The organism is Acidovorax lacteus, assembly GCF_039540375.1.
GTDB lineage: Bacteria > Pseudomonadota > Gammaproteobacteria > Burkholderiales > Burkholderiaceae_C > Acidovorax_G > Acidovorax_G lacteus.
In genome coordinates, this window is sequence record NZ_BAABEX010000008.1 from 1 (window position 1) to 12,059 (window position 12,059).

11 protein-coding genes are annotated in these 12,059 nt (G+C 69.1%); 5 read left to right on the top strand and 6 right to left on the bottom strand.

What is annotated here, in order from left to right:
- The 3 genes from ABD866_RS06880 to ABD866_RS06890 all read left to right on the top strand — a co-directional run.
- Positions 1 to 332, top strand: a 332-nt coding sequence (locus ABD866_RS06880; protein ID WP_345062532.1) for an EAL domain-containing protein, incomplete at its 5' end; no start/stop codon positions are given.
- Positions 329 to 3,019: a sensor domain-containing protein gene (locus ABD866_RS06885; RefSeq protein ID WP_425549554.1), complete on the top strand. Its 2,691-nt coding sequence runs from the start codon at positions 329 to 331 to the stop codon at positions 3,017 to 3,019. The genes ABD866_RS06880 and ABD866_RS06885, both read left to right, overlap by 4 nt.
- Positions 3,020 to 3,057: 38 nt before the next feature.
- A complete protein-coding gene (locus ABD866_RS06890; RefSeq protein WP_345062535.1) occupies positions 3,058 to 4,254 on the top strand; it encodes an FAD-dependent monooxygenase in 1,197 nt (398 codons plus the stop codon).
- Positions 4,255 to 4,311: 57 nt separating this feature from the next.
- On the opposite strand, the gene ABD866_RS06895 is transcribed toward ABD866_RS06890, so the two are convergent.
- A complete protein-coding gene (locus tag ABD866_RS06895; protein WP_425549555.1) occupies positions 4,312 to 5,598 on the bottom strand; it encodes an MFS transporter in 1,287 nt (428 codons plus the stop codon).
- Between the two features lie 204 nt (positions 5,599 to 5,802).
- Between ABD866_RS06895 and ABD866_RS06900 the strand changes: the two genes are divergently transcribed.
- Both ABD866_RS06900 and ABD866_RS06905 read left to right on the top strand, forming a co-directional pair.
- Positions 5,803 to 6,132, top strand: a complete 330-nt coding sequence (locus ABD866_RS06900) for an MliC family protein (protein ID WP_345062537.1) — start codon at positions 5,803 to 5,805, stop codon at positions 6,130 to 6,132.
- A gap of 212 nt (positions 6,133 to 6,344) precedes the next feature.
- A complete protein-coding gene (locus ABD866_RS06905) occupies positions 6,345 to 7,307 on the top strand; it encodes a DNAJC11 domain-containing protein (RefSeq protein ID WP_345062539.1) in 963 nt (320 codons plus the stop codon).
- A gap of 72 nt (positions 7,308 to 7,379) precedes the next feature.
- On the opposite strand, the gene kynA is transcribed toward ABD866_RS06905, so the two are convergent.
- The 5 genes from kynA to argF form a co-directional block, all read right to left on the bottom strand.
- A complete protein-coding gene (gene kynA / locus ABD866_RS06910; RefSeq protein ID WP_345062541.1) occupies positions 7,380 to 8,276 on the bottom strand; it encodes a tryptophan 2,3-dioxygenase in 897 nt (298 codons plus the stop codon).
- 18 nt (positions 8,277 to 8,294) lie between these two features.
- Positions 8,295 to 9,575: a kynureninase gene (gene kynU, locus ABD866_RS06915; RefSeq protein WP_345062543.1), complete on the bottom strand. Its 1,281-nt coding sequence runs from the start codon at positions 9,573 to 9,575 to the stop codon at positions 8,295 to 8,297.
- 129 nt (positions 9,576 to 9,704) lie between these two features.
- On the bottom strand, positions 9,705 to 10,337 hold the full coding sequence (gene kynB / locus ABD866_RS06920) for an arylformamidase (protein WP_345062545.1): 633 nt from the start codon (positions 10,335 to 10,337) through the stop codon (positions 9,705 to 9,707).
- A 138-nt stretch (positions 10,338 to 10,475) separates the two neighbouring features.
- Positions 10,476 to 10,826 (bottom strand): YkgJ family cysteine cluster protein, encoded by a 351-nt coding sequence (locus tag ABD866_RS06925; protein ID WP_345062547.1) that lies wholly within the window; start codon positions 10,824 to 10,826, stop codon positions 10,476 to 10,478.
- Positions 10,827 to 11,125: 299 nt separating this feature from the next.
- The gene (gene argF / locus ABD866_RS06930) at positions 11,126 to 12,046 is read right to left on the bottom strand and encodes an ornithine carbamoyltransferase (RefSeq protein ID WP_345062549.1); all 921 of its coding nucleotides are present in this window, start codon (positions 12,044 to 12,046) and stop codon (positions 11,126 to 11,128) included.
- Between the last annotated feature and the right edge of the window lie 13 nt (positions 12,047 to 12,059).

Below are 12,059 nucleotides of genomic sequence, written 5' to 3' on the forward strand. Positions count from 1 at the left end.
GCACGGGCTACTCCAGCCTGAGCTACCTCAAGCGGCTGCCGCTGGAGCAGGTGAAGATCGACCAGGGATTTGTGCGGGACGTGCTGACGGACCCGAACGACGCGGCGATTGTGCGCACGATATTGGCGCTGGCGCGCAGTCTGGACCTGCAGGTGGTGGCGGAAGGGGTGGAGACGGCGGGGCAGCTGGCGTTTTTGCGGCTGCACGGGTGCGAGGCCTTCCAGGGCTACCTGTTCGGGCGGCCTGCGCCCGTGGAGGCGCTGGAGCGGGAGCATCTTCCCCCTGAGCCCGCCGCCGAACCATCCGGCCCACGGGAGCGGGGCGTCTCATGAACCCCGACAGACCCGGGCCCCCGCAGCCGCCATCCGCCCGGACCGCGTGGCCCTCTGGTCCGTCCCGGGTGGGTGTGGGCGCGGCCCCGGGCCCCATCAGCGATGCCCCAGGCCGCGTGGCCCCGGTGCAGGCAATCGATGTGCCCAGCGTGCTGTGGGTAGACGCCGACGACGCGCACTTTCGCCGGGGTCGTCAGGCGCTGGCACGGCGGTGTCCCGACTGGCGTGTGTTGCACCGCCCGCGGCTGGACGATGCCGCCACGGCCCTGGCATCGCAAAGCTGGAGCATCGTGGTGCTGTGCCTCACGCCCAGCGCGCGGGATCTGCCCGATCTGCTCGCATCGTGCGCGGGCCGCTCTGTGCTGTTGTGCCTGGACGCCGACCAGGAAGCCTTGGCGGCGCGGGCCTTTCGCCATGGGCTGGGCGACTATGTGGTGCGGCAGAGCGATGGCACCCATTTGCCCGAGATGGTCTACCGCCTGCAGGCGCTGGCCCCCGTGGGCCGCGAGGCTTTGCCGCCGCAGGCCGCCACGAAGCCCGCACCGCCGCCAGCTGGCAGCGTGCGCACCGTGGACGCGCGCATTTGGCAAGACGCACTGGCCCAGCTGCAGGAGCAGCGGCAGGCCTTGCAGGTCACGCTGGCCAGCATGAGCCAGGGGATCTTCAAGACCGACCCTGAAGGCCGCATCACCGTGTACAACCAGCGCGTGCTGGAGCTGCTGAACCTGCCCGAATCGCTGATGGCGTCGCGGCCCACCATGGCCGACCTGACCCGTGTGCAGGCCATGCGCGGAGACTTTGGCGCCGGTTATCAGCTGGTGGATGCGCGGGGGATGCCCTACGTGGCCAGCGGTGGCTCCATCGAGCCACCAGCGCTGTACTGGCGCACCACCCAGGACGGCCGCACGCTGGAGGTACGCACCGCGCGACTGGCCGACGGCAGCCTGGTGCGCACGTTCACCGATGTGAGCGACTATGCCCGCGTGCAGCAGCAGCTGCGCGACAGCGAGGCCCGCTTTCGCAGCCTGAGCGATCTGTCGTCCGACTGGTACTGGGAGCAGGATGCGCAATTCCGGTTCGTGCAACTGGTGGCGGGCGACTGGAGCGACAACCGCCTGCCGACCGACGACGTGGCCGGGCGCACGCGCTGGGAAATGGGCGCGCTCAACATGACACCCGCCGACTGGGCGGCCCACCGGGCGGTGCTGGAAAAGCACCAGCCCTTTCGCGACCTGGAGCTGCACCACCAGCGACGCGACGGCAGCACCCACTGGATTTCGGTCAGCGGCGTGCCGGTGTTCGATGCGCAGGGGGCGTTCTGCGGCTACCGGGGCGTGGGGCGCGACATCACCGAGCGCAAGTCGGTCGAGGAAAAAGTCGAGCGCCTTGCGTTCTTTGATGCACTCACCGGGCTGCCCAACCGGCGTCTGCTGCTCGACCGGCTGCAGCGCGCGATTGCCTTTGCGCTGCGGGCGGAGCAGCATGGCGCGCTGCTGTTCATCGACCTGGACAACTTCAAGGACCTGAACGACACCCTGGGCCACGACACCGGCGACCAGCTGCTGGTGCAGGTGGCCGAGCGCCTGCGCGGCTGCGTGCGCGACAGCGACACCGTGGCACGCTTTGGCGGAGACGAGTTCGTGGTGCTGCTCCAGGCCCTGCACCAGGAGCCCACGCGCGCCAGTGCCGAGGCCGCGCGCGTGGCGCAACTCATCATCGACCGCCTGGGGGCGGCCTACACCATGGCCGCCACGGCCCATCACAGCACGCCGAGCATCGGCATCACCCTGTTCGGCCGCACGGCAAGCCGGGTGGACGACCTGCTCAAGCAGGCCGATATGGCCATGTACCAGGCCAAGGCGGGCGGGCGCAACACCGTGCGCTTTTTTGACCCCGACATGCAGGCCGCCGTGAGTGCGCGTTCCGAGCTGGAGAGCGACTTGCGCCACGGCCTGCAGCACGGCGAGTTCCTGCTGCATTACCAGCCGGTGGTCGACAGCGCGGGCCGCCTGCTCGGGGCCGAGGCCCTGGTGCGCTGGCAGCATCCGCGCCGCGGGCTGGTGCCGCCGTCCGAGTTCATTCCCCTGGCCGAGCAAACCGGCCTGATCCTGCCGCTGGGCCGCTGGGTGCTCGAAGCCGCATGCCGGCAACTCGTGGTCTGGGCGCAGAGCGCCGTCACACGTCCGTTTTTCCTGTCGGTCAACGTGAGCGTGCGCCAGTTTCGCCAGCCCGAGTTTGCCGAGCAGGTGCTGGGTGCACTGCAAGCCAGCGGGGCGAATCCGGAGCGACTGAAGCTGGAGCTGACCGAAAGCCTCATGGCGACCGATGTGGAGGAGGTCATCCAGCGCATGGAGCAGTTGCGCGAGCGCGGTGTAGGCTTCTCGCTGGACGACTTCGGCACCGGGTATTCGAGCCTGAGCTACCTCAAGCGGCTGCCGCTTGAGCAGCTCAAGATCGACCGCGGGTTTGTGCGCGATGTGCTCGCGGACGCCAACGACGCCGCCATCGTGCGCACCATTCTGGCCCTGGCCCAAAGCCTGGACCTGCAGGTCGTGGCCGAGGGCGTGGAAACCACCGGCCAGCTGGAGTTTTTGCGCCGCCTGGGCTGCCCGGCCTTCCAGGGCTACCTGTTCGGCCGCCCCGTGCCTGCCACGGTGCTGGAAAGAGCGTTCCGGCCTGCGCCATAGCAAGCCCCTGGCGCGCCAGCCGCGCGACAATGCGGCCCATGACAACCGAGCAGGTACTGGTGGCCGGAGGCGGCATTGGGGGTTTGGCTGCGGCGCTGGCGGCCGCGCGCGCGGGCTGCGAGGTGCGGCTCTACGAACGGGCAGCAGCCTTCAGCGAAGTGGGGGCTGGCGTGCAACTGGGGCCCAACGTGGTGCGCGTGCTGCACGGCTGGGGCTTGGCCGATGCGCTGCGCGCCGTGGCCGCCGTGCCCGACCGCCTGCAGGTGCGCAGCGCCCTGCACGGGGGCGTGCTGGCCGAATTGCCACTGGGCGCGCGGGCCGAGCAGCGCTACGGCGCGCCCTACGTCACCATCCACCGCGCCGATCTGCACAGCCTGCTGCTGCAGGCGGTTCAGGCCCAGGGGGGCGTTGTACTGCACCTGGGCCAGACCTTGCGCGGCTATGCCGAGCAGGGCGGCAGCGTGCAGTTGCACATGGCACCCGGCAAGGCGGTGGAGGGCGACGCCCTGATCGGCGCGGACGGCCTGTGGAGCACCGTGCGCCAGGTGCTGCTGGGCCCCGAACGCCCGCGCGTGAGCGGGCACCTGGCCTACCGCGCCCTGGTGCCGCAAGACGCACTGCCGCCCGCCTTGCGTACCGGCTGCGTCACCGCCTGGCTGGGCCCGCGCCTGCACGCCGTGCAGTACCCGGTGCGCGGCGGTACGCACCAGAACCTGGTGGTCATCGTGCAGGGGCCAGCGCCGCGCGACCTGGAGCACTGGGACCACAGCGCCAACGCCGCCGATTTGGAGCACGCGCTGGCCGGCACCTGCACCGCTTTGCAGCAGGCCGTGCGGGGCGTGGCCGAGGCAGGGTATGGATGGCGCCTGTGGCCGCTGTGCGACCGGCCGCCCGTGGCCGGGGCCGAGGAGATGGCGCGTGGTCTGGTGGCGCTGCTCGGGGACGCCGCCCACCCCATGCGTCCCTACCTGGCCCAGGGCGCGGGCATGGCCATTGAAGACGCGGCCGAATTGGAGCGCGCGCTGGCCCAGCGCGCCATCGACATGCCGCTGCGCCTGCGCCGCTACGCCCTCAACCGCTGGCAGCGCAACGCCCGGGTGCAGGCACGGTCTGAACGCAACGGCCGCATCTTCCACGCCACGGGGCCGGTGCGCTGGGGGCGCGACCTGTCGCTGCGCTGGCTGGGGGCGCGGCTGCTGGATGTGCCCTGGCTGTACCGCGGCCCTCAGCTGTGAGTTTGCTATTAAATTGATAGCTTCTCGTGCTTGATTATTCAGCACGAACGGCACATTTCATGCTGAATGCTGGCCAGGGCCCGGCGACTGCGCTGCAGGGGGGGCGGGCAGCAGCCGAAAGCCCAGCGCGCCTGCGGTGAGCAGCGTGGCAATGGTGAGCATCACCGCACGAAACGGCTCCAGGCCCTGCGCCGTGGCCCATGAGGCCGCCACGCCAGTGATCCACTGCATGCAGGCCACGCCCAGGAACATGGCCATGGTGAACAAGGCCATGGCGCGGCCCGTGAGGGCTGCCGGGTAGGCGCTGCGCACGTCGGAATACTGCAGCACCATGTAGCCCGACAGCACGCCCACGGCAATTGCCGCGCTCACGTCCAGCCAGGGCTGTCGGCTGAGCGCCATCAGCACAAACAGCAGCGCCAGCACCAGCGTGTAACCCGTCAGCCACTGCCTGCGGCGCGCAGGCCCCGGGTCGCGCCTGCCAAACCAGGCCGGCCCGAACAGCGACACCAGTGACACCAGCAGCGCCACATGGCCGCTGGCCACCAGCGAAAAGCCATGCCGCTCGATCAGCAAGGGACCCAGCCACAGACCCCGCAGCGCCAGAAACGCGGCATAGGTCATCAGCGCCAGCACCAGAATGCCCCAGGTGTGCGGCATCCAGAACAGCGCGGCGAACCCCCGTACCGCATCGGCCACCGACTCGCGCGCCACGCCCGCTGGCAGTGCCTGCGGTGGCTCGCGCACCCGCCAGAACACCACGCACCAGGCCAGCGCCGACAGCACCGCTAGCACGCCAAAGCCCGTGCGCCAGCCCGCGGCCGCCACCACCCAGGCCAAGGGTGATCCGGTGAACAGCATGCCCAGCCCGCCGATGCCCATGGCCACACCCGACACCAGCGCAAAGCGCTCGCCTGCAAAGTGCCGTGCAATGAACACCGTACACACCAGAAATGCGGGCGCACAGCCCGCACCGATCAGCACCTGCCCCAGCAGCACCACGCCGTAGGACGGCGCCAGCGCCGACAGCGATGCCCCGGCAATGGCCAGAGGAAACACACACAGCAGGGTGCGCCGCACGCCATGCAGGTCGATGGCAATGCCCATCACCAACTGCAGTGCGCCAAAGGCAAAGGCGAACGCCGCTGCGAACACGCCCAGCGCCTGCGGCGTGAGCCCGAAGTCGGCCTGCAGCCCTGTGGCCAGAATGGCGGCCACGGTGCGAAACGCCTGGCTCAGCGCAAAGCCCGACACCAGTGCCAGCAGCATGGCCCAGGCGGCACGGGGCGCAAGCGCCGCAGGTGCGGCGCGGTGATCCGACAAGGCAGTGTGGGGAGGGGGCATGGGGCGGGGCCGCCGCCGCGCGCTGGGGGCGCGTACAGGTTGGGCGTCGCACAGCGTAGCGCATGGGCGGGCAGGGGGCTTGTCACGCATGTGCGCGGTATGCGCCCGGCACGGGCCGCCAGCGCAGACGCGCCATGCCCGCCCGGGCGGGGCGTGTGGTACACCCGGGGCCTGCCCTGTGTGGCGTCTCTGGAGCCCGTTTACATGCCCGTCCGTCATCTTTCCGCCGCGCTCGCCGCCCTGGGCCTTGCAGGCCTGCTCGCAGGCTGTTCCAGCCCCCCGGCCAGCGAACCGGCCGAGCGCCGCAGCACCTACGACTGCAGCAACAACGAAACCCTGGAACTGCGCTTTCAGGCGGCCGACCGCACTGCACTGTTGCTGCGCAAGGGTGGGCAGGTGACGCTGGCCGCCGAACCGGTGGCCTCAGGCTTTCGCTACAGCAACGGTCCCATCACGGTGCAGGGCAAGGGGGCCGATCTGCTGATCGAAATCGGCCGCATGGTTCCGATCCGTTGCGAGGCGCGGCCCGGCTGACGCAGATCCGCCGTGCGTATCCAGGTGTAATTCCTGCGGGTCCCGTCGGCGTTGTCGTACACGCCGCAGGCCCACCGCGCGTTAGCGTGGCATGGAATGCCAAGACAGCGGCATTCCATAATGCCGCCCGGGCCCGGCAGTGGGCCACGAGCGCGGAGCACGCGGGCGTGAGGGACGCCGCGCCGCACGGAACACAACACATGGAGGACCGCATGGCAATGCGACGGTGGTGGATGGCCCTGGTGGCCGTGGTGGGCATCTGGATGGTGGGCGCGTCGGCGGCCTGGGCGCGGGACGACGGCGGCTATCAGGTGCTGGATGCGCGGTATGGCACGGCCGAGTACAGCGCCGACGTCACCCAGCGCGTGCGCGACATGGTGCAACGCGATGGCTCCTTCCGCGTGGGCAACGACACCTTTGGCATCGACCCGCATCCCAAGCAGCCCAAGGTGCTGCGCATCCAGGCGCGTGGCCGCGGCGGTGAGATGCGGGTGTTCGACTTCCCGGAAGACGCCTACGTGGATGGCCGCATGTTTCGCGGCAGCGGCGGTGGCGGCTCTTGGAACCAGGGCGGCTGGCAGGGCGACGGCGGCAGCGGCCGACCCAACCCCGGCCACGACGATGGCCAGTACCAGATCCTGCAGGCCAGCTATGGCACGGCCGAGCGCCATGTGGACGTGACCCAGCGCCTGCGCGAGCTGGCACGGCGCGACCGCAGCTTTCGCCTGACGAACGAGACCTTCCAGGTCGATCCGCACCGCGGCCACACCAAGACGCTGCGCATTTATGCGCGTGGTCGCGATGGCTCGCAGCGCGTGTTCGATTACGTAGAAGGCAGCTGGGTGGACGGCGCGCTGTTCACGGGCTGGAGCGGCGGCAACTGGGGCCAGGGCGGCTGGAGCGGCGGCTGGGGTGGCGGTGGCGACGTGGCGCCGGGCTACGGCGGGCTGCAGATCCTGCAGGCCACCTACGGCGTGGGCGACCGCATGATCGAGGTGACCGCACGCCTGCGCAGCCAGGTGCGCGGAGGCCGCCTCGATGTGCGTGCCGACAACGACCTCGCCGGCTGGGACCCAGCCCCGGGCGTGCCCAAGATGCTGTACGTGACCTATTCGGTCAACGGGCGCGAGAGCCGAGTGCGCGTGCGCGAGTCGGACTATCTCTCGCTGCCCTGACGACGCTGCTGTCCCGATCAAAAAGCCCACGCCCGCCCTGCGGTCGTGGGCTTTTTGCTGGCCTTGCCGGGCTCAGAGATCGGTGCGCAGCTTCCAGATTTCAGGGAACAGCACCACGTCCAGCATGCGGCGCAGGTAGCTCACGCCGCCGGTGCCGCCCGTGCCGCGCTTGAAGCCGATCACGCGCTCCACCGTCGTCACATGGCGGAATCGCCAAAGGCGGAAGGCGTCCTCGATGTCCGTGAGCTTCTCGCCGAGCTGGTACAGATCCCAGTACTTCTGCGGGTCGCGGTACACCACCAGCCAGGCCTCTTTGACCGCTTCGCTTTCGCTGTACGGCTGCGTCCAGTCGCGCTCCAGGTGGCTTGCCGGAATGTGCAGGCCTTCCTTGGCCAGCAATTGCAGCGACACGTCGTACAGCGAAGGCGCTTCGTACGCCGTGCGCACCTGGGCCAGCAGGTCGGGGCGGTGCTCGTGCGGCTTGAGCATCGCCGCGTTCTTGTTGCCCAGCGAGAACTCGATGGCGCGGTACTGGTAGCTCTGAAAGCCGCTGGAGCTTGCCAGGTACGGGCGCATGGCCGTGTACTCGGGCGGCGTCATGGTGGCGAGCACGTTCCATGCGCTCACCAACTGCTCCATGATGCGGCTCACGCGGGCGAGCATCTTGAAGGCCTCGGCGCGGGTGCCCGTATCGGGGTTGGCAATGCGGTCGATGGCCGCGCGCAGCTCGTGCAGCATGAGTTTCATCCACAGCTCGCTGGTCTGGTGCTGCACGATGAACAGCATCTCGTCGTGCGCGGGCGACAGCGGCTTTTGCGCCGTGAGGATGGCGTCGAGCTGCAGGTAGTCGCCGTAGCTCATGCTGTGGCTGAAGTCGAGCTGGGCGCGTTCTTCGCGCACGATGGATTCGGGCAGCGCAGCAGATGCCGCGTTGTGGTCACCCGCTGGGGTTTGGGAGAAAGGGCACATGGTGATGGGCCTTTCCGGTCAGGTGACGGCGTGCGTCTGGTTGAACTCAGGCTTCTGCCATTCGCCGCTGGCCAGCACCTGGCGCAGGTGCTCCACCGCGTTCCACACGTCTTCAAAGCCGATGTACAGCGGCGTGAAGCCAAAGCGCAGGATGTCCTTGTGCCGCCCGGTGCCACCATCGCCCCTGCGGAAGTCGCCGATCACGCCGCGCGCAATCAGCGCCTGCACGATGGCGTAGGCACCCGTGTCCCGCGTCAGGCACACCTGCGAGCCGCGCTGCGCATGCGCACGCGGCGTGGCCAGGCCCAGGCCGTAGCCTGCGCAGCGTTCTTCTACCAGCTGGATGAACAGGTCGGTGAGCGCCAGCGATTTGGCGCGCAGCGCGGCCATGCCGCCCAGGCTCTCGGCGGCGGTGAACACATCCAGCCCGCACTGCAGCGCCGACAGGCTGATGATGGGTTGCGTGCCGCACAGATAGCGCGTGATGCCGGGCGCGGGCTGGTAGTCGGGCGTGAAGGCAAACGGTGCCGCATGGCCCCACCAGCCCGACAGCGGTTGCCAGAAGCGGTTGGCATGGCGTGGGTGCACCCACACAAAGGCGGGCGCACCGGGGCCGCCGTTCAGGTACTTGTAGCCACAGCCAATCGAGAAGTCAGCATCCGCGCCCAGCAGGTCCACCGGCACAGCGCCTGCGCTGTGGGCCAGGTCCCACACGCACAAAATGCCTTGGGCATGCGCGGCGGCGGTGGTGGCGGCCATGTCGTGCATGGCCCCGGTGCGGTAGTTCACATGCGTCAGCATCAGCACGGCCACGTCGGGGGTCAGCGATGCTGCAATCTCTTCGGGCTCCACCAGCACCAGCTCCAGGCCGCGCTCCTTGCACAGGCCCTCGGCAATGTAGAGGTCAGTCGGGAAGTTGCTGCGCTCGCTCACGATGCGCGTGCGGCCCGGGGCGTCCTGACGCGCGATATTCAGCGCGGCGCTCAGCACCTTGTAGAGGTTGATGGAGGTGCTGTCGGTGCACACCACCTGGTCCTGGCCCGCACCGATCAAGGGGGCCAGCTGGTTGCCCAGGCGCTGGGGCAGGTCAAACCAGCGCGCGGTGTTCCACGATTTGATGAGGTCGGTGCCCCATTCGCGCTGCACCACGTCGGCAATGCGCGCCGGGGCGGCTTTGGGCAGCACGCCCAGCGAATTGCCGTCCAGGTAGATCACGCCCGGCGGCAGGTCAAAGTGGTCGCGCAGGGCGCGCAGCGGGTCTTGCGCGTCGCGGGCCTGGCAGTCTTGCAAGGTGGTCATGGTTGCAGGTCTCCTGGAGGGTATTGCCCGTGATGGGGCTTGGTTTGCTATCAAAAAGTGAGCTACTCGTGCTTGATTAACAAGCACGAGAGGCCAAAAAGGCCCAAAAGTCCGGATGCGCCAGCGCGCTCAGCGCAGCGGCCGCAGCACGGCGCGTACGGGCGACGCGTCGGCCGCCATGAGCTTGAGCGGCAGCGCGATCAGTTCGTAGTCGCCCTCGGGCACGGCATCGAGCACCAGGTTTTCGAGCACGCGCAGCCCGCGGCGGCGGATGACCTGGTGGCTGTCGAGTGTTTTGCTCTCTGCCGGGTCGATGCTCGCGGTGTCGATGCCCACCAGCACCACGCCCAGGTCGGCCAGGCGGTCGATGGTCTCGGGCGCGTAGGCGGTGAGCTGCGGGTCCCAGCGGTCTACCGGCATGCGCTCGTAGGTGCGCACCAGCAGGCGCGGTGGCAATGCGGGCGTGATGGCGTGGCCGATGTGCTGCCACTGCACCAGCGGCCCGCAGCCCAGGGCATGCACCACACGGCAGGGGCCAATGAAGGCGTCCAGCGCCAGCGCGCCTGCGGTGGCACCCTGTGGGTCGTAGTGCAGCGGCGCATCGGCGTGCGTGCCGACATGGGGCGACAGGGTGAGGCTGGCCACATTGACCGGGCACCCCGGCCCGAGCGTGGCACCCCAGGTCTGTGCATACGGCGTGTCCCCGGGAAAGACCGGGCTGCCCGGAGCCACCGGGGCAGAAATATCCCAAAGCGTTGTCATGGGCCGTGAAGGTACGGCGCTGGATATTTCGTGGTGTCGGTTTATTCCAACAGATGCAGAAATTTCTCTGCGCGGCCCCACCCGCCGACAGCGGCTGCTGTACGCACGGCCATGCGCTCGAACCGGTGGGCGGTGCGCTCAGGCCATGCGGCGTTGCCAGGTCTCGGTCGGCTCCAGCGGGGGCAGGCCATGGCGCAGCCGGGCCTTGTCGCAGCCGTAGCTGCCGGGCTCCAGTTCCCGGCAGGGCTGGGGGCGCTGGGCGTAGATACCGCAGTGGGCCCGCTGGCCCACCGTGCCCACCAGGGCCACGCAGCGCAGGGGAATGCGGTCGGTGCCGCACATGCGCACCTTGGCACCGTTGACCGGCACGGCCAGCGCGGCGGGCACGGTGCCGCCGGCATCGTCCAGCTCGTACACAGAGAAATCGACCCGGTAGCTGCAGCAGCAGGCGCCGCACTCCAGGCAGGGGTGATCTGCGGTGTCACTCATGGCGTCAGGCCCGGGGGCGATCGGCCGGCCCCGCGGGCGGCGACGATTGTGCCGTAGGGCGGGGCCCGAGCGGGGCGCAAACCCCGGCGGTTGGCGGGGTTTGCGCCGAAGCGAGGGCAGAGGCGGGCTTGGCCCGGTTCAGGCCCGCTGGCCGAGCAGCAGGCGCAGCATGCGCGCGTTTTGCCTGTGCGGGGCGTGGCGGCTTCGGTCCGCAGCCTGCGGCTGCTTCACACCCGCTGCGCGGTCATGGGCCTGCGCCCGGACCGTCTGCTGGCGCTGGCGCGCCACCGGATGGCTTTTCAGGCCACCCGGCCGAGCAAAAGGTACTCCATGAGGGCCTTTTGCACGTGCATCCGGTTTTCTGCCTCGTCCCAGACGACGGATTGCGGGCCGTCGATGACCTCGGCCTCCACCTCCTCGCCGCGGTGGGCGGGCAGGCAGTGCATGAACAGCGCGTCGGGCTTGGCCACGGCCATCATGTCGCGGTCCACGCACCAGTCGGCAAAGGCCTGGCGGCGGGCTTCGTTCTCGGCCTCGTAGCCCATGCTGGTCCAGACGTCGGTGGTCACCAGGTCGGCGCCCCGGCAGGCGTCCATCGGGTTGGCAAACACCTCAAAACAGGCCGGGTCGGTCACGCCGGCCACGCTCGCATTCACTTCGTAGCCGCTGGGAGTGCTGACGTGCACCTTGAAGCCCAGCAGTTGCGCAGCCTGCAGCCAGGTGTTGGCCATGTTGTTGCCGTCGCCCACCCAGGCCACCACCTTGCCTGCAATGGAGCCGCGGTGTTCGATGTAGGTGAACAGGTCGGCCAGGATCTGGCAGGGGTGGAACTCGTTGGTCAGCCCGTTGATGACGGGCACACGCGAATGGGCGGCGAAGCGCTCGATCTTGGTCTGCTCGAAGGTGCGGATCATCACCAGGTCCACCATGCGGCTGATGACTTTGGCGCTGTCCTCGATGGGCTCGGCACGGCCGAGCTGGCTGTCGCCCGTGGTCAGGTGCACCACGCTGCCACCCAGCTGGTACATGCCGGCCTCGAAGCTCACGCGGGTGCGCGTGCTGGCCTTCTCGAAGATCATGGCCAGCGTGCGGTCGGTCAGCGGGTGGTGCTTTTCGTAGGTCTTGAACTTGCGCTTGATCAGGGCTGCACGCTCGAACAGGTAGGCGTATTCGTCAGCGCCCAGGTCTTTGAACTGCAGGTAGTGCTTCAGCGTCGTCATGGCAGGGCTTCTC

What these genes read in the sequence shown, in the direction of transcription:
- argF (WP_345062549.1), bottom strand. Translation starts at nt 12,046, where the DNA reads ATGACGACGCTGAAGCACTACCTGCAGTTCAAAGACCTGGGCGCTGAC.
- ABD866_RS06900 (WP_345062537.1), top strand. Translation starts at nt 5,803, where the DNA reads ATGCCCGTCCGTCATCTTTCCGCCGCGCTCGCCGCCCTGGGCCTTGCA.
- ABD866_RS06885 (WP_425549554.1), top strand. Translation starts at nt 329, where the DNA reads ATGAACCCCGACAGACCCGGGCCCCCGCAGCCGCCATCCGCCCGGACC.
- ABD866_RS06890 (WP_345062535.1), top strand. Translation starts at nt 3,058, where the DNA reads ATGACAACCGAGCAGGTACTGGTGGCCGGAGGCGGCATTGGGGGTTTG.
- ABD866_RS06925 (WP_345062547.1), bottom strand. Translation starts at nt 10,826, where the DNA reads ATGAGTGACACCGCAGATCACCCCTGCCTGGAGTGCGGCGCCTGCTGC.
- kynB (WP_345062545.1), bottom strand. Translation starts at nt 10,337, where the DNA reads ATGACAACGCTTTGGGATATTTCTGCCCCGGTGGCTCCGGGCAGCCCG.
- kynU (WP_345062543.1), bottom strand. Translation starts at nt 9,575, where the DNA reads ATGACCACCTTGCAAGACTGCCAGGCCCGCGACGCGCAAGACCCGCTG.
- ABD866_RS06895 (WP_425549555.1), bottom strand. Translation starts at nt 5,598, where the DNA reads ATGCCCCCTCCCCACACTGCCTTGTCGGATCACCGCGCCGCACCTGCG.
- ABD866_RS06905 (WP_345062539.1), top strand. Translation starts at nt 6,345, where the DNA reads ATGGCAATGCGACGGTGGTGGATGGCCCTGGTGGCCGTGGTGGGCATC.
- kynA (WP_345062541.1), bottom strand. Translation starts at nt 8,276, where the DNA reads ATGTGCCCTTTCTCCCAAACCCCAGCGGGTGACCACAACGCGGCATCT.